Raw genomic sequence first — 19460 nt, 5'->3', positions numbered from 1 at the left:
TTATACAAATCATTTAAAACTAACTTTTTTGAGCATATTATTAACAATAAAACTATGAGCTGGCCTCACTGGGACCATATATAGATGACCAAAAAAATTTTTATTTTTTACACTGGCTGTAATTGTTAAGTTTTTGCCCGTCCCTTCATTGCTCTGCATGTTTATCGCAATTAATACACTTAAATGCCTATCACTAGACATGAGGATCAATTCATACTCAGATATTTCTACCACATCAAAGAAATCTAGCTTTTCTCCAGCTTTCGGTGGAGAATCGGGTTTTTTATTATGAAAACCCTTTATATTTTCAACGTTAGCCAAAGCACTCATTTTGTCTCTCAACCAAAAAGCAGCTTGGAGCCAAGCAGGGCAATCGTTGGTCATCTTACAGTAAGCTGAATAGACTGTTGCCGAAGCACAATCCTTTACTGAGGCCTGATGAAAATAATCTAGCTCAGCTTTATCAGCAACTAATGCAAATGAGGTTTTTTTATCTCTGATGTACATACAGAAGCCTTATCAAAATTTTCCTAACTGATTAATTCAATTTGCATTTCTTCAGCTTTAAGCAGCATTTGCTCATACTTAAAAGTCGGATCCTGATAATCAGAAACAATAAATTTTGTAGCACTCTTCGCTGCTTGCTTTAAATCTTCTGGCGAGATAAAAACTGATTCATAGATAGGGTATGGCGGAATATACTTAGCTTTAACATAATAAGTTAACTGCTGGATCGGCCTTAACAATTCATCAATTGTATAATGGTTAAAACCACCGGCTCTATAACCCTCTTCCATAGCGCCTACAGTAGTAACAACCATAAACTCTTTGTTGAGTAATTTATCTCCGCCTCTTGCATAAGCAAAGCCAGGCAGCAAAATATCATCGAACCATTTTTTTAGTATTGCTGGAGTTGAATACCAGTATAGAGGAAACAAGAACACAATACGGTCATGTTTTAAAAGTAAGTTTTGTTCTTTTTCAACGTCAAAGTTGAAGTTTTCATGATGCTCACTTAGGTTGTGTACAGTTACAGCATGCTCACTTACTTCTTTTAAAATTGCCGAATTCACACGTGATGCTTTTAGGTTTGGATGACCACATATAACCAATATTTTTCTTTCCATAAAAATCTCCTTAAAAATATGAAAAAATTAATAAACAAGCTTAAAAAAAAGCCTAAAATTTAATGCGGCGATATTAAGAGCAACATTTACACCTTGTCAAACCAAGCTTAAAAAAAACAAGTACCAATAAAAACAATACTAAAAAAAAGTCATTATTGATGCGTTGCAAATAACAAAATACCAGAAAACAAAAAACTAATTAAAAGTAAGAACAATAAAAAACAAAAATAAAAACAAAGCAAAATCAAAGAGGAAACAAAACATAAAGGAAGATGAAAATCTTTTATTTATGGAATGGTAATATTTTAGTTTCACTTTATAAAATTATTACCTCAGCTAAAAACTAAGAAAACAGCGTATACTACTTTAGTATAACCCTTGAAGATTAAACCTCCTTGTAATCAATATGGGGAAGTTGAAATAAAAAAATACTCATACGGCCCCCACTCTTGCTCCTAAAACATTTAACTCCATCAAACCAACATGCTTGAGGTTGTAAAAATCTCATGCTGAATCAGACAGCCTCATAGCTAGTTGCCATTAAATCTAAAACCTTAATTATTTATTGAGTTTTGACTCTCTGATACACTGCCTGTGAGTAAGTAAATAAGAAAAATTATGAGTTATCAGTTTGAGAGTGCTTGGTGGATGTCAAATCGTCATGCACAAACTATCTTGCCCCGTTTTTTTAGACCTTTTCAGCGCGTTGATGTGGAATATGAAGAATTGACTACGCCTGATGGTGACTTTTTAGAATTAGCCTGGAATCGTACAGGTCAGAAAAATTCCCCTCTTGCTATTGTACTTCATGGTCTAGAAGGCAATCTTGATAGCTTTTATGCCAAAGGCATGCTCAAAGCCTTGACTCAAGAAGGCTTTGATACCGTACTCATGCACTTCAGAAACTGCTCACGTTTACCTAATCGTTTACCGCGCGCTTATCACAGTGGGGAAACCGGTGACTTACAATTTTTAATCCAAACATTAAAAGCACGCTTAAACCCTAGTTCTTTATTCGCTGTTGGCTTTTCTCTTGGTGGCAATGTACTTGCCAAATATTTAGGTGAGCAAGGTAAGCAAAGTGACCTAAGCGGTGCTGCGGTTGTTTCAGCGCCCCATCATCTTTCTTCTTCGTGTCAGGTGATCAGAAAAAGCTGCTTTGGTTTATATCAAAAATACTTGTTGGACCGTTTAAAAAAATCATCCGCAAGAAAATACCCGCAGATCGGTGAAACGATAAAGCTGAACAAGCAAGAGTTAGCCGACATTAACGACTTGTGGCAGTTTGATGATCAATTAACAGCACCACTACATGGCTTTGAGGGTGCTGAAGATTATTATGCACAAGCAAGTGCTCAGCCTTTCTTAAAATATATTGCGACACCCACTTTGCTGATCCATGCCGAAGATGACCCCATGCTATCAAAGAAAGCGGTGCCTAAAGCCGATCAAGTCAGCGACCAAGTTACTTTGGCAGTGTCTAAAAAAGGCGGTCATGTCGGCTTTATTAGTGGGAAGAATCCGTTCAAACCCGAATTTTGGCTTGAAAAAGCCGTTCCCCATTATTTTCAATCACTCCTTAAAGGTCAGAAGTAGATGCTCGTCCCATATCAGCAACTTGATCCAAACACGCTTAATAATCTCATTGAGCATTATGTACATCGCGAAGGCACCGATTACGGTGATGCTGAAGTGAATACTGAAACAAAAGTGGCGCAAGTGAAAGCCCAACTCAAATCAGGTGAAGCCCTTATTGTGTTCTCTGAACTGCATGAGTCGGTCAATATCGTCTCAAAAGCCCAATTCAACGCAATGCAAAGTGAAGAATATACCCAAGGCTATGACACTGATTACGCGTAATCAGTGTCAATCTAAGCTCACTTACAGATAGCAATAAAACACTTATTATACCAATCCTCAATAATACTCAATCATTTTGAGGGACTAAAACTGACGCTAACTTCATTGAAAACTTCTTATTTAGAACAACTAAATAGCAAAATTTCCGCCTCGTTATCGACTAGTTTTTCTTGCCTCAAAATAGACCGCTTAATTAAGAGGATTGGTATTAAAACGCTGCAAAGCTCATTTGTTTTTTCAACGCAGAAGCTTGGCGGCGAGATATATCGACTTCTGAGCCATTACTCAGGGTCGCAGTTAACCCATAGTTGATACTCTCCTCTAGATGCACCACCGCATCCAAACGAATTATTTCACTGCGACTTGCGCGTAAGTACACGCTAGGGTCAAGTTTTGCTTCTATTTTACTCAGCGAACTATGAATGTAAGACTTGCCAAATTCGGTGTAAATTGCCGCATGGTTACCGACACTTTCAAAACGCAATATGTCTCTCAACAAGATGATTTTCATTTTGTCAGCAAATTTCACCATCAATTTAAAATCGTCTTCAAGCTGTGTATTTTCGGTTTCTGATAGCAGACTTGTGAGCTTTTCAATGGCTTTTTCTAACCGCGCAGGGGCTGCGGGTTTTAGTAAATAATCAACTGCATTGAGCGAAAAGGCGTCCACGGCAAACTCGTTATAAGCTGTACAGAAGACGATGGGGATTTCACCTTTTAATTGCTCAGCGAGCTCAAGCCCGGTCCCTCCCGGCATTTCAATATCTAAAAATATTGCGTCTGGTGCTAAGTCATCGACTAAGGCTTTCCCCTCGATAATATTTTGCGCTTCACCCAGCACTTCTATTTGCTTATACTTTTTTAATAAACGCTGTAACTCTGCACGCGCCAAAGGCTCATCGTCAATGATAAGCACTTTAATTGTTGCTTTAGGCTGCATAGGGCACCTCCATAATGGCTTTAAATTGCTGACGTTCTTGTGAAATCAACAGTTTTGCCTGTTGTCCAAACATAAGCTCTAATCGAGATTGAATGTTTGCCAGCCCCAACTGGGTACCACTTTTAACTCTAGCTTCATCAAAAGGATTAATGACTTGTACCTGCACTTTGCCTTCACGCTCTGACACATGAATTTTCAGCTCCCCACCGTTAGGAAGATGAGCAATACCATGCTTTACAGCATTTTCAACCAGTGTAAGTAAAGACATGCTGGGCAAGGTTGCTTTAAGTAGATTCTGTGGGCAATCAAAGTGTACTTTTAGCCGCTCACCAAATCTCACTTGCTCAATAGCCAGGTAGTTTTCACAAATTTGCCATTCATCCTCAACGCTGACATGTGTCCGTAAATCTGTCGTTAGGTTATACCTAAACAACTCTGAAAGCTGTGTGACGATCTCTGCCGCCTTATCTTGATCTTGGTAGATCATGCCACGAATAGTATTCAACGAGTTAAATAGAAAATGTGGGTTTATTTGATTTTGCAAGCTGGCGAGTTGCTGCTCTTTTAACTGCGTTTTTAACATACGCTTCTCTCTTCTAGCAATCACAGCTAAATAACAGCCAGACCAAAGCCAATACATTGAGCATTTGATAAAAATGGCTACCCACTCGATTCTCTTGTTTTCGTGAAATTCAATTTTGCTACCCTGCACTTGCATCGACACTTCTTCACTGGGTAAAGCTGAAGGGGCAATTGTCTGAACCACAAACTCATAAGAAAGATGATACAGTGCTGCTGCTAAAACACTCATTACCAATAAAAGTGCCAATGTAGGCCTCTTCATACCGCGTTTGCGAGCAAGCCATTGACTGCCATTTCTGATAACAAAGTGACTAAACAAGATAAAAAAGCCTGATGTAAGCAGCGCCCTAGTAGAAAGGGAGCTTATCTGCTGACTCGTCAATTCACTAAAACCTATGGTCGCCAGAATACTGCTATTTAGTGCCAAAATTACAACGAAAACAGCTAACTGGCACAGCCAATACTTCTTCATGGGTACAATACTCCTTGCTTCGACGCGATGAATTGTACCCATAATGATTTCCATTACCAACTTAGAACATTGAAACAATTGAAATAAACAGCGAGTCATTGTCACCTACACTGCTAAACCCCATACCTACTGAATAAGCATCTTTCTTGGTAGATTCTAAAGCGATACGATACCCCAATTCGTTCTCTTTACCATTTCGATGAATTGCTGCGCCATTAAGTACAAAATTCTTTTTAAAGTTGTAACGCGCGCCTAAGCGAGTGACATCATAACTGCGAGCAAAGCTTTGCGATTGACCAGATACTTCTTGCTGTAACATCGCTGACTCTAAATAAACGTGCAACTTGTCAGAGTGAGCGAAATTCAAACCCAGTGTGATATCAGTCTGAGTAAGCTGAGCATCCTCATCACTGCGGTTGATTTGATAATGTATACGACCATATAAGTTTAAACTTTTTCCCTCTTCTTTAAGTAAATTTCCGAAGCCAGCTTGGTAGCTCATGCCAAGGCCACTGCCTTCAAAAACATCGTCAATCTCGTTGCTTTGCACACTGATATTAAAGCCTTCTTTAAGCTCCAGCTTGACCGCAGCTTCTACCTTTTCTTCTTGTTGTGTTTGGGTGTTTTCCGTTGCAATAGCAGCACTTGATACTGAACCTAAAATAGCAGCAATTAAAGTACGGCGGATTGTTTTAGCATTGAATGTAGACATGTTGTTTTCCTTAATTTTTAATTTGTTTAGGCTGTGTGCCTCTGTTGGGTATAACTATATGGAAAACACCCCATGGCAATTTGCGAAATGTGACAAGTGGTCAGAAAAGAGGATAAGCGGAGAATATACAGGACGAAGAAATTGTTGTTACAATCAAAGCACTTAAAACAATAAAAGACTGAGCCATGAAAGCAACTTTTACTCTTGCCGCACTCGCGTTAGCGATTGCCAGTGCAAACTTATCAGCAGCAGAGAAGCAGTACACAGCATCAGAGCGTGCCGAGCGTATTGCCAAACAAAGCATTTTAATTGATACCCATATTGATGTGCCATACCGAATCGCAGACAAGTGGGATGATGTCAGTAAGGCGACTGAAGGCGGTGACTTTGATTACCCTCGTGCGAAAAAAGGCGGCTTAAATGTACCTTTTATGTCGATTTATATACCTGCCAGCTTAGAGTTTGAAGGCAAGGGGAAAAGCTACCAATTAGCGAACCAATTAATTGATGGCATGGAAGCGCTGGTGTTCCGTGCACCAGACAAATTTGCCATCGCTTACTCATATAAAGATGCCTATACCCATTTTAAACTGGGTAAAATGTCGATTGCCATGGGTATGGAAAACGGCTCGCCGATGGAAGGCGACATGAAGAACCTAAAGCACTTCTATGACCGCGGTGTTCGCTATATCACTTTGGCACACTCTCAAAGCAACCATATCTCGGACTCGTCTTATGACTTGCGACGCAAATGGAAAGGCTTAAGCCCATTCGGCAAAGAGCTAGTAAAAGAGATGAATAGTATCGGCATGCTGATTGATGTATCACACATTTCTGATGCTGCGTTCTATCAAGTCATGGAATTATCAAAAGTGCCTGTCATTGCATCACACTCTTCATTACGCAAATATACGCCTGGATTTGAGCGTAATATGGATGATGACATGCTGTTAGCTCTAAAGAAAAATGGCGGCGTGATCCAAATTAACTTTGGCTCAAGCTTTGTGACTAGTGCATCGCGTGGTTGGTACGACAAACGTAACGCTGCTAAAAAAGAAGCCGAAGACAGTGGTAAAGCAACGACTGATTTCGCCGCAGCTTATCGCGCTAAAAACCCATTCCCGTTCGCAACACTAGAGCAAGTACTTGATCACATTGACCATGTAGTCAAACTCATTGGTATTGATTATGTTGGTATTGGCTCTGACTATGATGGCGTGGGTGACTCACTGCCTATCGGCTTAAAAGACGTATCGACATACCCTAATCTAGTGCAGGGGTTATTAGACCGAGGCTATAACGAAGCGCAAATTAAGAAAATCTTAGGTGGCAACACCATGCGCGTATGGCGCCAAGCTGAAGAATACGCAGAGAAAGTAAGCACGAAAAGTTAATGGCAGAGTGCACAGAGAAGTAGGCTTATTTTAAAGTTTTTTCAAGCACTGACTAAAAAGTAAAACCGAACCTCTGAAGTTCGGTTTTTTTAACTACTGTTCCTAGCTTTGCCTGAGGTTTACCTTACCTTGACCCACTTATTCGATGCTAAAAGCCCAAGCCCAAGCGCTAGTCCATTCATATGATAAACAGCACTGTTTAAACTCATAGTTAAGAGCCCTGCGATTGGATAAAGAAGTAAAAACCCAATACCAACTATTTGTATAGGTCGCCTATTTTTCAAAAATAGCACCACACCGTTATTTTCTTTACTGCCTATTACGACCCAATACACAAGCAATAAACTAGATAACACATATGGCAAGTACCAGTAATGTTCTAAACTGTGCTGAATAGCGAAAACGATCGACCCAATTAAAGACACCGCTAAAATACTAAAAATAGTCAACCATAAAGTATTCTCTTCTTTCTCAGGGCCGCTCATCAAGAATAAGATTGCAATAGAGGAAAACAATGTCGCTGTAATCAAATCTTGTTTTAAGAAAGCAGATCCAAGCAACGCAAAAAGGAGGGTAAAAAATACTACTTTAAACTTATTGTTCATAGATAATTTAGTCACTATGTAGAAAACCCTAAACTTCCATTTAGGGTTAAAGTAATTGAAACATAGGGGTATAAAAAGGCTAAATTAATTAACCCATACCATATGGGTCAATACACTCAAAGTCCCATTCATCGCCTATCGGCATAGGAATGCATACCTTGCTTTGAGGTTCAATTACTGGCTCTTTTGGTAATTCAGTTACAGGCGCTGTGCTTAAAAACAGTGCTGCAAAGAAGTTATAGATTGCTGTCATTTTAATTTTCCTTTTAATTAAACATCAATTTGCTAACAAATCATTAGCAAATGACATGTTTGCATAATCGGTTCAAGAAAACAACAGTACCTAAGTTAATGCATAAATTGATGCAAAGGTTTCTTAATAAACACGCAGTGCTTCATTCCTTTTTCGCAAGAGTAGTGCAAAAGTTTAATGACAAGCACGCAGTGCTCCATTCCTTTTGCGCAAGGTGAAGTAAGCCCACTTAACAGTAGCTGACCTGCTATTAGATTTACAATAGGCCTTGAGGAACCCTGCTTCATGGGTGAATTACAACTGAGAACTAGCCTGAAGCAAGTTTCACAGTTTTTAAAATTTCCTAGTTTTATACCCTTAAAAACAAAAAACCCGAGCCTAAGCTCGGGTTTTTTTAATGCTTTGTGGCATTAACTAAAGTCGATATTACTCAACAAAAGTTGCTACAACACCAGCACCTATCTGGTAAAGTGCGCCACCTTCATAAGCTGCACTAAATTACAGGCATTAAAAAAGGCCACCGAAGTGACCTTTTTCACAGTGTTACTGCAATCTGTAGATTATTCTACGATTGTAGCTACAACACCAGCACCAACTGTACGGCCACCTTCACGGATCGCGAAACGTAGACCTTCGTCCATCGCGATTGGAACGATTAGCTCAACAGTCATCTTGATGTTGTCACCTGGCATTACCATTTCTACGCCTTCTGGTAACTCAACGTTACCTGTTACGTCAGTTGTACGGAAGTAGAACTGTGGACGGTAACCTTTGAAGAATGGAGTATGACGGCCACCTTCATCTTTAGATAGTACGTATACTTCTGAAGTGAACTTCGTGTGTGGGTTGATTGAACCAGGCTTACAAAGAACCTGACCACGCTCAACTTCGTCACGCTTAGTACCACGTAGAAGTGCACCAATGTTCTCACCAGCACGACCTTCGTCTAGAAGCTTACGGAACATTTCAACACCCGTACAAGTTGTCTTCGTAGTTTCTTTGATACCTACGATTTCAACTTCGTCGTTCACGTTGATGATACCAGCTTCAACACGGCCAGTTACAACAGTACCACGACCCTGGATTGAGAATACGTCTTCGATAGGCATGATGAATGGCTTATCGATGTCACGCTCTGGCTCTGGGATGTAAGAATCTAGTGCTTCTGCAAGCTCAACGATCTTGTCTTCCCACTCTTTCTCGCCTTCTAGTGCTTTAAGCGCTGAACCCTGGATTAGAGGTAGGTCATCACCTGGGAAGTCGTACTCTGAAAGAAGTTCACGAACTTCCATCTCTACTAGCTCTAGTAGCTCTTCGTCGTCAACCATGTCACATTTGTTCATGAATACAACGATGTAAGGTACACCAACCTGACGTGAAAGTAGGATGTGCTCACGAGTCTGAGGCATAGGACCGTCAGTAGCTGCAACTACTAGGATCGCGCCGTCCATCTGTGCAGCACCAGTGATCATGTTTTTAACATAGTCAGCGTGTCCTGGACAGTCTACGTGTGCGTAGTGGCGAGTTGGTGTGTCATACTCAACGTGTGAAGTTGAGATTGTGATACCACGCTCACGCTCTTCTGGAGCGTTATCGATTGATGCGAAGTCTTTTGCGTCACCACCGTATACTTTTGCAAGTACGTTAGTGATTGCTGCAGTTAGAGTTGTTTTACCGTGGTCAACGTGGCCGATTGTACCTACGTTTACGTGCGGTTTCGAACGTTCAAACTTTTCTTTTGCCATGACGGAACCTATAAGTAAGATTTATGTGTATCTAGATTACATATAAAAATAACCCGCAAGATGCAGATTAAAATTATTCTTCAATTATTAAGTATTTTTATGACAAGTCAAAGGAAGTATTTTGGAAGATTCTAGTACTGGTGCTGATAGGCAGATTTGAACTGCCGACCTCACCCTTACCAAGGGTGCGCTCTACCGACTGAGCTATATCAGCACACCAGAACTCTGGAGCGGGCAGCGGGAATCGAACCCGCATCATCAGCTTGGAAGGCTGAGGTAATAGCCATTATACGATGCCCGCTTTAGGAACCTGTTATTCAACTACCTCTAACCGTCAAGAATAAAGTGGTGGAGGGGGCTGGATTCGAACCAGCGAAGGCAGAGCCGTCAGATTTACAGTCTGATCCCTTTGGCCGCTCGGGAACCCCTCCACGTCAAAAATTCTTGCCTAAAGCGCCTCATAGTGAGGGTAAATAAATGGTGCCGACTATCCGAGTCGAACGGATGACCTACTGATTACAAGTCAGTTGCTCTACCAACTGAGCTAAGTCGGCACTGCTTTAGTACGGGGCAGGATTCTAGAGCAAGGTTTGGGGCGATGCAACAAGAATCTTAAAAAAAATCAAAGTTTCTTGTTTAAATGCTCACATTTACAACAAAAAAGCCAAAAAACACCTATTTGTGTATGAATTCACACCAGTTTCTCAACCCTTTTAATACCAGGTCGTCGACATATACACTTGGCTTTTCAAAGTGAAGTTGTAATAACTCGCCATAACCACCGGCAAAAATCACCTGAATATTGTCAAAATCTCTCTTTAATTGTGCAATGCCCGCTTCAACAGCACCTAAAGTGGCTATCAAGGCACCATTTTTTACAGCATTTGGTGTATTTGTGCCAAGTTCTGGCAAAAACAAACTCTCAGAGTCTGAAAATACCTTTTGTGTGTTACTCACAAGGCTGTCGATCATCATATCTAAACCGGGCAAAATCCACCCACCTAGATGCTCACCAGATCTGGTAACCACATCGACTTTACTCGCCGTGCCCGAATCCACGACTACACAGTGTTTATTTGGATATAAGTAATGGCAGGCAACCACCCCCAACCAACGGTCAATGCCGAGATTTTGAAATTGCGGATAAGCACATTTAACTGTGCCAAGCTGTGCTGTCACATTTGCTTGTAATAAAGGTATGCTGAGCTGCTGTGCTTTAGCAGTTATATTTGCAAGCAGTTTGTCGGGCCCAACTTGTGCAATCGCGATTTCTTTAACCGCTGACCACTTAATATCATCTTCTTCTATAAGGGTGATCTGGCCATCTACTTCACCGGCAACTTTTAATGCGGTATTGCCCACATCGACTAACAATCTCATTCAGTTACTTCCTTACGCAATGAAATCTCCCCGCCGTAATAGCTCTTCACTTCACCATCTTGGCGCAGTACAATCCCACCTTGCGCATCTATGCCTTCACAAATACCGCGCCATTGTCTCTGTCCAGTAGAAAGGCAGACTACTTCTCCAGCAAATGCATTTAATGCATTCCACTGTGAAACCATTTCGGTTAAGCCTGACACCTGATATTGCGCTAACCTTTCATCAAGAGCATAAGTTAAATGTGCCACCAGCTTATCTTTATCTAGTTCATTGCGGTGAGTGGCTATGTCTGTCCAAGGTTGATCAATTTGCTGTGATGCAGTCTCTGGCATTTGCAAATTAATACCAATACCAATCACTAAATGGCATGGCCCTTCAACCTGACCATCTAATTCAACTAATACACCTGCCAGCTTTTTATGATTAAGATAAATATCGTTGGGCCACTTCAACGCAACCTCTAACCCATAAAGTGCTTTTAACGCATCATAGACCGCAAGGCCTACCGCAATAGAAACGCCCATCGCAGCTTGTAACCCATCATCTAAACGCCAGTAATAACTGTAATACAGGTTGGCACCAAATGGGGATTGCCAAGTACGACCGCGACGACCTCGTCCTGCCTCTTGCATTTCAGCGACCAGTACTTGCCCTGAGCTAATTGGCAATTTGTTTTGCACACGACGCATTAATTCTGAGTTGGTTGAATCAATGATAGGCATCACTTCAAGCTGTTTTTGTTGCCCCGATAACGCTTGGTAATACTGATTTACTGCTGACTCATCTAGCAATGGAACACTGTGGTTGAGTTTGTAACCTTTACCACTGAGCTTAAAGATATCGATGCCCATTTCTTGTAACGACTTAATATGTTTCGATACCGCAGCGCGAGAAATGTCTAAGCTTTCACCTAAATGCTGCCCTGATACAAACTCTCCCTTATTAAGGGCTTTTAAAATAGCCAGCTTGTTCCCTTGTGGTCCTTTATAACTCATGCTTGCACACCTTGTAGTTGTACATTGCCATTTGCAGCAATCACACGCACTTCATGCTCTAATTGTATATTGAACTTTTGCCACACGCTTTGTTGAATATGTTGGATCATGGCTTTAAGCTCTGAGGCTGTGCCCGCACCTTGATTAACCAGTACTAAAGCTTGTTTGTGATATACGGCAATCCCCCCTAACTCAAAGCCCTTGAGCCCGGCTTGTTCAATCAACCAGCCAGCTGCTAATTTAGTATGCTTAGTATCTACTGGATAATTTGGCATATCAGGATACTGCTTTAACAAAGCTTCTACCTGCCCGCTTCCCACAATGGGGTTTTTAAAAAAACTACCAGCATTGGCCAGCACTTTCGGATCAGGGAGTTTGCTTTGTCGTATTTCAATCACTTTGTTAAATACCTGCTGTGCAGTGACCGTATTTTTATCAAGCGATTGTAAAGGTCCATAGCTAAGTACAGGCTGCCACTGTTTAGGTAGCTCAAACAGCACTTCGGTAATAATAAACGTCTCTTTTAACGCCTGCTTGAACACAGACTCTCGATAAGCAAAACCACACTCAGCTTGCGCTAGTTCCACAAATTGTGCTTTGGCAATATCATAACCTTTGACCGATTTAATGAACTGCCCGACCTCAACCCCATACGCACCGATGTTTTGTACAGGAGCTGCCCCCACCGTCCCCGGGATTAAGGCCAGATTTTCAAAACCAAATATGCCTTGTTCAAGTAAATAAATAACCAGTTGATGCCAGTTCTCACCTGCGGCTACTTGAACACGCCAAACATCTTGTTTTTCTGTCACTGCTATGCCTTTAGTGGCAATTTGCAATACCGTGCCAGCAAAGTCTTCAATAAACACCGTATTGCTACCCTCACCCATTACATAGCAAGGCTTAGAAAAATCGAGCTCAATGAGGTTATCTGGATGAGTAATGGTTATGAGCGCTGCACAGTGGGCAGGTAAAGCAAAAGTATGGAGCGATTGGACTGATGGCACGTTCAACCTAACAAGTAATATAGTAATCGAGCTAGTTTACCCTATGCTATGCCTGTACGCACCTATGTGATCTTATCCTTAAGCATGATATAAATGCCGCTCGTTTACTCAATCCGTGCAAGGATAAACAATGAAAAAAACTGCTTTAGCCGCAAGCTTAATGCTGGCAGGCTTCTCTCACAGCGCATTGGCAACACAGGCGTTCGACGAACATACCTATGCAAATTTAAAAGATGTAGTCAGTACCCACCTGCATTTAGACCTAGACGTGGATTTTGCAGATAAGCAACTGGAAGGCTTTGTAGAGCACACCCTTGATTGGCGCAACGCGTCAGCGCGCACCCTAGTACTAGATACACGCGACCTTGAAATAGATAAGGTGATGTACCAAGGTAAAAACGGCCAATGGCATAAAGCAGATTTCACCCTAGCACAACGCAATGGCGTAAAAGGCGCAAAGCTGACCATTCGCTTTAAAGAACAAGCTAAAAAAGCCCGTATTTACTACAACAGCTTACCGCAAGCGTCAGGCCTTCAATGGTTAACGCCGGTACAAACTGCCAGTAAAACACACCCGTTTATGTACAGTCAGTCACAAGCAATCCATGCGCGTAGCTGGATCCCAGTGCAAGACACACCAGCAATGCGTACTACCTACACAGCCCGTATTCAAACACCAAAAGATGTTCGTGCGGTCATGAGTGCTGATAACTCAGAAGCATTTGTTAAAGACGGTGACTACTGGTTTGATATGCCGCAGGCTATTCCACCTTACCTCATTGCTATTGGTGCGGGTAACCTTGAATATAAAGAAATGTCGCACCAGACTGCGATTTTCGCAGAGCCACAAATTCTTGATGCCTCAGTGGCAGAGTTTAATGACACACAGGCGATGATCGACAAAACCAACGTAATGTACGGTGAATATGCATGGGGTCGTTACGACCTACTGATGCTGCCGCCAAGCTTCCCGTTTGGTGGCATGGAAAACCCACGCCTGTCATTCATCACCCCAACCGTTGTTGCTGGTGACAAGAGCCTAGTTAACCTAATTGCCCACGAACTTGCGCACTCTTGGTCAGGCAACCTAGTGACTAACGCGACGTGGGAAGACTTATGGCTAAATGAAGGTTTCACCTCTTATGTTGAAAACCGCATCATGGAAGAAGTATTTGGCCGCGACCGTGCTGTAATGGAGCAAGCATTAGATGCCGCAGGTCTGCGTGCACAACTTAACAACATTCCTGAGCCTGATACCCGCCTTAACTTGAAGTTGAATGGTCGCGATCCAGATGATGCGTTCAGTAAAGTCCCCTATATCAAAGGTCAGTTATTCTTAATTTACTTAGAAGAAAAATATGGTCGTGCACGCTTTGACGAATTTGTAAAAGGTTACTTTGCAAAGTATTCGTTTAAGTCTCTGACAACAGCAGAGTTTGTTGAATACCTAAATACACACCTACTAGAAAAGCACCCAGGTATCGTGTCTCTAGAAAAAGCTAAAGAGTGGATCTACGAGCCGGGTTTACCTGCAGATGCACCAAACCCGACTTCCGATGCGTTTAATAAAGTCGATGCTGCAACTGCAGCTTGGTTGAAAGGTGACAAAGACTTAGCAGACTTACCAACGGACGCATGGACAGTGCACGAGTGGTTACACTTTTTAAATAACCTACCGCGTGATTTAAGCCTAGATAAAATGGCGAAGTTAGACGAAGCATTTAACCTAACTAATTCAACTAACGCTGAGCGCGCATTTGCTTGGTATATGTTGGCTGTAGGTAATGGGTATGAGGCCATTTATCCGGCGCTGGATAAGCATTTAACAAGCATTGGCCGCCGTAAGCTTATCGTGCCGCTGTATAAGTCTCTTGTGCAACACGGCAAACGCGATTGGGCACAAAAGGTATATAATAATGCACGTCCAGGTTATCACCCATTAGCGCAAGGTACTGTGGACGCGATTTTTAAATAAACACAATATAAATATAAACAAAAAGGGCCTAACTACGGCCCTTTTTGTTTTATATAGCTCAATTTAACAAATGCACTTGAAGCGTGTTTAATTCACTTTAACCGCTTTCAAAAATGCCTCTCGCTGCTTTTCATCGGCCTGTTGCCACCAATAATGCAACATAAGCTCTGCACTTGGGTGCGTCACCCCTTCAATCAGTTTTCTACTATTGGGCGCAACCTGTGTTGTCATCGCTATTGGCGCTGCTGCAGTTTGAACTGTTGCTGCGACCACAGCAGGAGCGGTCACTGCTTTTGGTTTTACTTTGACAGCCAATTGCTGAGATTTATTCGGTGCGATCACATATACACTCGGCGCTTTAGCAAACCGCTCGGCAGCATCCGCATCTTTCGCTCTATCAAAACCAATTTGATATTGGCCATCTTGAGTAATAGCCACTTCAACCCAAAAAGGCGCTGATGACACGGTTTGGTGCTCATCATAGTCTAGCTCATATAGGTCACTATATTTTATCTGTACTTTATGAGTACCTATTGGCAAATCAAAGTCGAGTTTCTTACTAAACAAAGAGTGCTCAACTTGCTTGCCATTGACAGTGATTGGGATCAGCTCTTCAGGAAAACTAAGTGTTGCAGCCTTCACTGCAAAGTTAAAACTCCCCAACAAAACCGCTAAAATTAAGCCTTTAGTTTGACTCATCGCACTCTCCCTCATTGAATTTTTATCATCTAACCATTTGCAGTTTGACAGTTCATAGATTCTTTGTCATTAGTGTATAGATACTAAAACAGTCTAATAAACCGATAGATAGCAACAACATACTTTTAGGATAGATCATGGCCGAAGCCACCATTTTTGACAAAATCATTAGTAAAGAAATTCCTGCCGACATCATCTATGAAGATGAAAACACACTGGCTTTTCGAGACATTAATCCGCAGGCCCCCTTTCATGTGCTGGTAATTCCTAAAACGCCCATCGCTACTATCAATGATGTTAATGAAACTAACGCCCATTTAATTGGTCAACTTTACGTGGTGGCAGCAAAGTTGGCAAAAGAGCATGGCTTTGCAGAAGATGGTTATCGTGTCGTGATGAATTGTAATGAGCATGGGGGTCAAACTGTATTTCATGTTCACTTGCACGTACTGGCAGGTTTAGAAATGGGCTGGCCGCCGTTCACAAATAAGAAAAAGGAATTAATTTAAAAAATTCCGTGTTAATAAATGTAAATGAATAAGCTATTAATGCAGCTAACAAAATAATAACATTATCAATTGGTTAAAATTAAAAATACCAATTAGTCGCATTATTTAACAAAAATGCTTGTATATATAGCAAAATTTTCTATATTTTTAGTAGCAAACTCATACAAAAGGTCTGAGTCGCGTGTTAGCATTAAAGCAATAATTTGAATGAGAGCGTCCATTTAAAATGAGCAGTACCGCCTTTTTACTTTTAGATAAAGAGCCAATTAATACAATTGGCATTAATGTCCTTCAACCTTTACTCAAAACCCAAGGTTTAGAAGTCACTACCGGCACAGACATTACTGAAGTGCCAGAAGATACCAGATTGTTATTCATCGAAACCGCGCAAAACGATGCATGGAACAAACTAAAAGAACATTTAGTTAAGCTAAAAGTAAATTGCGATATCGTGCTATTTAATCTAGACGAAAACCCTGAACTTGCAAACCGTGCATTACTAAGTGGTATTCGCGGCGTATTCTATACCACAGATAACGCTGATGTACTGATGAAGGGGATCCGCTTACTGATGGAGAACCAACTTTGGTATCGTCGTGACATCATGTGTAACGCCCTTAACCGTATGTTGCAATTCAATAAAGATGCCCTTCATAAATTAACTGAAGGCGATATTGAACCAGTTAAGCTGACCAAACGTGAAAAAGCCATCATCTCACTGATGAGTAAGGGAGCGAAGAACAAAGAAATCGCCGAAGATTTAAATATCAGCCCGCATACAGTTAAAACACACCTTTACAGTGCATTCAGAAAGACTAAATGCCGTAACCGAATTGAATTATTGTCTTGGGCGCAACAAAATATCCCAGACGAAATTCGTTAACAAAACAATTCTAAAAAGAGGAAGCCTAGCTTCCTCTTTCTTTACCTGTACCTAACTTCCCTCTATGCTAGAGCCATTACTTAATAAGTTCGACGCGTATGTTTGATCCCAAAACTCTCTATTTTACCAGTGGCGCTATGATGGCCATGATGACCTTGTTGTGCTATTTAACTTGGCGAACCAATAAAAACATACCCGGCACAGCCACTTATATCCTCTATCCGCTGGTACTATTTCTGGCGACGATGAGTTTCTCATTACATGGTTATTTAGGGCATTGGCAAACAATCGGGATCGGCAATGCGCTTTTATTTGGTGCATCAATTATCCATGTGTTGGCGATCAGCCAATTCTTAGAGCATAAAGGGTGGGAATTAAAAAGTTTCTTAGCCTTTACTTGCTTATTACTCGTTGCTTTAGGCTACTTCAGCATAGTCGATGATAATTTAAGAGCACGGATCTGGATTTCGGACTTACAGCATATCGCTGAAATTGTGCTGCTGCTATCAATGTTTTGGCGTTTTGCGCGCCCACGCTACCCCAATGGCACCATTGTATATACCATAGTGCTTGGCCTTTTGCTTATCGCTTTCATTGGTCGCTCAATTATGATGGATGATGTCACACACCTAACCATTATGAAAGACACTTGGTTCACCACCACCGTATTCATTAATGGCGTGCTCTCTCCAATCTTCTATGCTACTGGCATGGCCCTGCTTTGTAATGAACGACGTGAATTACATCTAAATGCGTTGACTGAAAAAGCACAAAAAGATTTAGAAATACGTGGCTTATTTTTATCTACTGTTAGTCACGAAATTCGCACCCCACTTAACGGCATTCTAGGCAGTGCACAACTGGTATTAAGCCGCACTAAGAGCCCAAAAAATAAAGCTTATTGCGAAGCCATTATTAATTCCGCAGAATCGCTTAATTTACTCATTGATAAAGTACTCGATTACGCCAGTTTAGAGCAAAGTGATGAGTCACTCTATGAAGAAGATATCGAGCTCAAGACTTGGTTAAATAATCTCTGCTTGCTGCTCACGCCATTAGCAGAACAAAAACAATTAAAGTTTGAGCTCGACTACGACCTGCCTGAACAGGCTTGTTATTACTGTGACCAACAAAAGCTTCGACAAATCATCATTAACCTCGTCGGCAATGCCATTAAGTTTACCGACTCAGGATCAGTAAAAATTAAAGTCCACCTTGAGCAAGATAGTGCTATGGCACATACCGTCACATTCAGCGTGATCGACTCAGGTCCTGGCATTGAAGATGACGATATTGAAAAACTAACTCAACCTTATGTGCAAAGTAGCGCTGGCAAAGTAAAAGGCGGTACTGGCTTGGGACTGGCGATTACCGCACGTTTACTCGAACGTTTAGGTTCAAAGCTCGAAATTGCCAGTCAGTTAAATAAAGGCAGTGTGTTTAGTTTTAGTTTAAACCTTGTTATTGGTGAACTCAGCCTTGTACCACAACGCCTTCAAGAAACAGACTGCGTGACTGGGCTTAATATCTTATTAGTCGAAGATTTAGAGTTAAACCAAAAAATTGCCATTGAGTTTATGGCTGAGGATGAGCACAAAGTTAAGCTAGCAACCACAGGACAGTCAGCACTCGATTTACTCCAGTACCACCAGTTTGATGCCGTACTACTCGATATGAACCTACCGGATTTAACCGGTCAAGAAGTACTTAAGTCATTGAAGAAAATAGAACATAAAAATCAGCGCACGCCTTTCCTCGCGTTTACAGCAAGTTTAAGCCCGGATGAAATCAAAGAATATATGATGCTGGGGATCAAAGACATTGTTGCCAAGCCAATCAAACAAGAGAAGCTACGCCAAGCGATCAGTGATTCACAGACACTGAAAGAGCCTACCATCAGTGTTGAACTGGCTGATGTGCTATACGATGAAACCGCGGCGAGCTCTTTACAGAAAAACTTTAATGAAGATGAAGTATCTTCTATTTATAATGAATTCGTACTTTCTGCGCGCAACAAATTAATTAGCATTCAGCAGCAGTTAGACATAGACAACGACCAATGCATTAAAATGCTGCATCGCCAAGCGAGTACAGCCTTGCAATTAGGCTTTAATCGCTATGGGCAAATGCTAAAAACCATCGAACGCCGTTTACTAGAAGATAAATCTGCCCACGAAGAACTGACTCAAGCCATGGTCTTGTGGCAAGACAGCTTATCGGCATATTTGCAATTCGTTCGCTCTCAAACGCTGAATTAAGGCGTTTTATCGCGCAGAGTCGACACCTAGAAGCAAATTCGTCATGCTAATGACAAGTGTG

19 protein-coding genes and 4 tRNA genes are annotated in these 19460 nt (G+C 41.4%); 7 read left to right on the top strand and 16 right to left on the bottom strand.

Annotation, left to right across the window (positions count from 1 at the left end):
* Window positions 1-9: 9 nt before the first annotated feature.
* Both ABMY35_RS04580 and ABMY35_RS04575 read right to left on the bottom strand, forming a co-directional pair.
* Window positions 10-507: a DUF2867 domain-containing protein gene (locus ABMY35_RS04580; protein WP_349285211.1), complete on the bottom strand. Its 498-nt coding sequence runs from the start codon at window positions 505-507 to the stop codon at window positions 10-12.
* A 23-nt stretch (window positions 508-530) separates the two neighbouring features.
* Window positions 531-1127 (bottom strand): NAD(P)H-dependent oxidoreductase, encoded by a 597-nt coding sequence (locus ABMY35_RS04575; protein WP_349285210.1) that lies wholly within the window; start codon window positions 1125-1127, stop codon window positions 531-533.
* A 618-nt stretch (window positions 1128-1745) separates the two neighbouring features.
* Here ABMY35_RS04575 and ABMY35_RS04570 point away from each other — a divergent pair.
* Window positions 1746-2723, top strand: coding sequence for a hydrolase (locus ABMY35_RS04570; RefSeq protein WP_349285209.1), 978 nt, complete (start codon window positions 1746-1748; stop codon window positions 2721-2723).
* The gene (locus tag ABMY35_RS04565) at window positions 2724-2987 is read left to right on the top strand and encodes a YheU family protein (protein ID WP_349285208.1); all 264 of its coding nucleotides are present in this window, start codon (window positions 2724-2726) and stop codon (window positions 2985-2987) included.
* Between the two features lie 208 nt (window positions 2988-3195).
* On the opposite strand, the gene ABMY35_RS04560 is transcribed toward ABMY35_RS04565, so the two are convergent.
* The 3 genes from ABMY35_RS04560 to ABMY35_RS04550 form a co-directional block, all read right to left on the bottom strand.
* Window positions 3196-3927 carry a LytTR family DNA-binding domain-containing protein gene (locus tag ABMY35_RS04560; protein ID WP_349285207.1) on the bottom strand — a complete coding sequence of 244 codons (732 nt, stop codon included), beginning with the start codon at window positions 3925-3927 and terminating at the stop codon, window positions 3196-3198.
* Entirely contained in the window at window positions 3917-4981 is a 1065-nt protein-coding gene (locus ABMY35_RS04555) for a histidine kinase (RefSeq protein ID WP_349285206.1), read from the bottom strand. Before ABMY35_RS04555 ends, ABMY35_RS04560 begins: the two co-directional genes overlap by 11 nt.
* A gap of 61 nt (window positions 4982-5042) precedes the next feature.
* Window positions 5043-5693, bottom strand: a complete 651-nt coding sequence (locus ABMY35_RS04550) for a hypothetical protein (protein ID WP_349285205.1) — start codon at window positions 5691-5693, stop codon at window positions 5043-5045.
* A 185-nt stretch (window positions 5694-5878) separates the two neighbouring features.
* On the opposite strand from ABMY35_RS04550, the gene ABMY35_RS04545 reads away from it, so the two are divergent.
* A complete protein-coding gene (locus tag ABMY35_RS04545) occupies window positions 5879-7087 on the top strand; it encodes a dipeptidase (RefSeq protein WP_349285204.1) in 1209 nt (402 codons plus the stop codon).
* A gap of 119 nt (window positions 7088-7206) precedes the next feature.
* Here the strand turns inward: ABMY35_RS04545 and ABMY35_RS04540 are convergent, their stop codons facing one another.
* From ABMY35_RS04540 to murB, 10 genes are all read right to left on the bottom strand, one after another.
* The gene (locus ABMY35_RS04540; protein WP_349285203.1) at window positions 7207-7707 is read right to left on the bottom strand and encodes a hypothetical protein; all 501 of its coding nucleotides are present in this window, start codon (window positions 7705-7707) and stop codon (window positions 7207-7209) included.
* A 73-nt stretch (window positions 7708-7780) separates the two neighbouring features.
* Complete coding sequence (locus ABMY35_RS04535; protein WP_349285202.1) at window positions 7781-7945, bottom strand: hypothetical protein; 165 nt, start codon at window positions 7943-7945, stop codon at window positions 7781-7783.
* Window positions 7946-8505: 560 nt separating this feature from the next.
* A complete protein-coding gene (gene tuf / locus ABMY35_RS04530) occupies window positions 8506-9690 on the bottom strand; it encodes an elongation factor Tu (RefSeq protein ID WP_058028464.1) in 1185 nt (394 codons plus the stop codon).
* 138 nt (window positions 9691-9828) lie between these two features.
* Window positions 9829-9904: transfer RNA gene (locus ABMY35_RS04525), tRNA-Thr, on the bottom strand.
* A 12-nt stretch (window positions 9905-9916) separates the two neighbouring features.
* Window positions 9917-9991, bottom strand: a tRNA-Gly gene (locus ABMY35_RS04520).
* Between the two features lie 45 nt (window positions 9992-10036).
* A tRNA-Tyr gene (locus tag ABMY35_RS04515) sits at window positions 10037-10121 on the bottom strand.
* A 47-nt stretch (window positions 10122-10168) separates the two neighbouring features.
* Window positions 10169-10244: transfer RNA gene (locus ABMY35_RS04510), tRNA-Thr, on the bottom strand.
* A 121-nt stretch (window positions 10245-10365) separates the two neighbouring features.
* Window positions 10366-11070, bottom strand: a complete 705-nt coding sequence (locus tag ABMY35_RS04505; RefSeq protein WP_349285201.1) for a type III pantothenate kinase — start codon at window positions 11068-11070, stop codon at window positions 10366-10368.
* Window positions 11067-12068, bottom strand: a complete 1002-nt coding sequence (gene birA, locus ABMY35_RS04500; protein ID WP_349285200.1) for a bifunctional biotin--[acetyl-CoA-carboxylase] ligase/biotin operon repressor BirA — start codon at window positions 12066-12068, stop codon at window positions 11067-11069. Before birA ends, ABMY35_RS04505 begins: the two co-directional genes overlap by 4 nt.
* Window positions 12065-13075 (bottom strand): UDP-N-acetylmuramate dehydrogenase, encoded by a 1011-nt coding sequence (gene murB / locus ABMY35_RS04495; protein WP_349285199.1) that lies wholly within the window; start codon window positions 13073-13075, stop codon window positions 12065-12067. Before murB ends, birA begins: the two co-directional genes overlap by 4 nt.
* Window positions 13076-13205: 130 nt before the next feature.
* Between murB and ABMY35_RS04490 the strand changes: the two genes are divergently transcribed.
* Complete coding sequence (locus tag ABMY35_RS04490) at window positions 13206-15050, top strand: M1 family metallopeptidase (RefSeq protein ID WP_349285198.1); 1845 nt, start codon at window positions 13206-13208, stop codon at window positions 15048-15050.
* An 87-nt stretch (window positions 15051-15137) separates the two neighbouring features.
* On the opposite strand, the gene ABMY35_RS04485 is transcribed toward ABMY35_RS04490, so the two are convergent.
* Window positions 15138-15749 carry a DUF2057 family protein gene (locus ABMY35_RS04485; protein ID WP_349285197.1) on the bottom strand — a complete coding sequence of 204 codons (612 nt, stop codon included), beginning with the start codon at window positions 15747-15749 and terminating at the stop codon, window positions 15138-15140.
* 137 nt (window positions 15750-15886) lie between these two features.
* Between ABMY35_RS04485 and ABMY35_RS04480 the strand changes: the two genes are divergently transcribed.
* The 3 genes from ABMY35_RS04480 to ABMY35_RS04470 all read left to right on the top strand — a co-directional run bounded on the left by ABMY35_RS04480 (window position 15887) and on the right by ABMY35_RS04470 (window position 19399).
* Window positions 15887-16258: a histidine triad nucleotide-binding protein gene (locus ABMY35_RS04480; protein ID WP_349285196.1), complete on the top strand. Its 372-nt coding sequence runs from the start codon at window positions 15887-15889 to the stop codon at window positions 16256-16258.
* A gap of 226 nt (window positions 16259-16484) precedes the next feature.
* Entirely contained in the window at window positions 16485-17141 is a 657-nt protein-coding gene (locus ABMY35_RS04475; RefSeq protein WP_138480030.1) for a response regulator transcription factor, read from the top strand.
* Between the two features lie 98 nt (window positions 17142-17239).
* Complete coding sequence (locus ABMY35_RS04470) at window positions 17240-19399, top strand: ATP-binding protein (protein ID WP_349285195.1); 2160 nt, start codon at window positions 17240-17242, stop codon at window positions 19397-19399.
* Window positions 19400-19460: the final 61 nt, after the last annotated feature.

It is taken from the genome of Pseudoalteromonas sp. BZB3, assembly GCF_040104455.1.
GTDB lineage: Bacteria > Pseudomonadota > Gammaproteobacteria > Enterobacterales > Alteromonadaceae > Pseudoalteromonas.
This window is presented reverse-complemented; position numbering and strand designations above follow the sequence as displayed.